The sequence below is a fragment of the Shewanella sp. MM_2022_3 genome, from assembly GCF_022557375.1.
GTDB lineage: Bacteria > Pseudomonadota > Gammaproteobacteria > Enterobacterales > Shewanellaceae > Shewanella > Shewanella xiamenensis.
Window position 1 is genome coordinate 1 of record NZ_JAKZGV010000115.1, and the last position, 1,089, is coordinate 1,089.

Sequence of the window (1,089 nt, forward strand, 5' to 3'; positions counted from 1 at the left end):
CATACAAATATTACAGATATTAACGGTGTTCATTATCGTCACAATCTTTTTCATTAAAAATAAATTTATTATTCAGTTTCCAGAACACTTTAAGATTACGCAACAGTTTCTCAGTGATATAGCTCCTGGTGCAATATTGATCTGTGCACTGCTTGGAATTTGCCACTTCCTTATTAACCAAAAGCTACATTACTCATTAAGCAAGTCAACAATGCCACTAAATCAAAAAATTTTTGGTTTAACCTTCTTATTAGGTTGTTCAAACTTATTACTTTTTTTGAAAGCTGAAAAACTAAAGCTTACACAATGTGATCGATTCATAGTTTTATTACTTGGGCTTAGTTCTGCTGGAGGCATTAGCTGTATTTCACTCTCTTCATTAGGTATACCTATATATCAAATTCTAATAGCTAGTATTGCATTGCCCTCTTTGATAATCGTCATTTCCATCCCCATCAGTATCAGAAATTCTAGTTTATCGATAAAAAATTTAGATAAAAGTACTCACGATAAATCCGAACCAAAAAAATTATCTTCATATCTAATGCAGTACCTAGTGGGAGCAAGTAAACTTACTGCCAATAAAGCAATTACCATTATGTTTTTTGAAGCGATAAAAGGTTCAGCATATAAGTTTAATATCGACTGGAGCTATCTGACACACTACCCAACACTACTCTTTAAGGATTTAGGGCTTACATCTATGGCTGCTGATGTTATCACACATGCATGGATTGCAAAAACCTTAGCAAATCGGGAGGCTGCACTAATTGATATTACTAATGCGGGGATATATGACGACTTATCATTAGTACAACAAACACTGGTACTCTCTTTACTGATAAATATAGCAAGTGTGAGTGCATTAATTGTTATAGCTCTGAATATTTTATCTTTATTTGGCATGCAAGCAATGCAATACCTTAAGATACTTCCTTTAGCATTTTTAACAGTCAACCTAACTTCCATTATGCCTGTTATTATATATGCTTTATTTTTCAATTAATTTATTAGCATATCTAGGCATTAACTATGATTTAATAATTTAACGATCAAAAAACTAGTAAACTCGAACTTAAAACCATTATT

Annotated in this window: 1 protein-coding gene; it reads left to right on the forward strand. The window is 32.0% G+C overall.

What is annotated here, in order from left to right; genetic code table 11:
- The coding region (locus MMG82_RS21355) for a hypothetical protein (protein ID WP_241407418.1) at window positions 1–1,006 on the forward strand (1,006 nt) is incomplete at its 5' end.
- Window positions 1,007–1,089 lie beyond the last annotated feature (83 nt).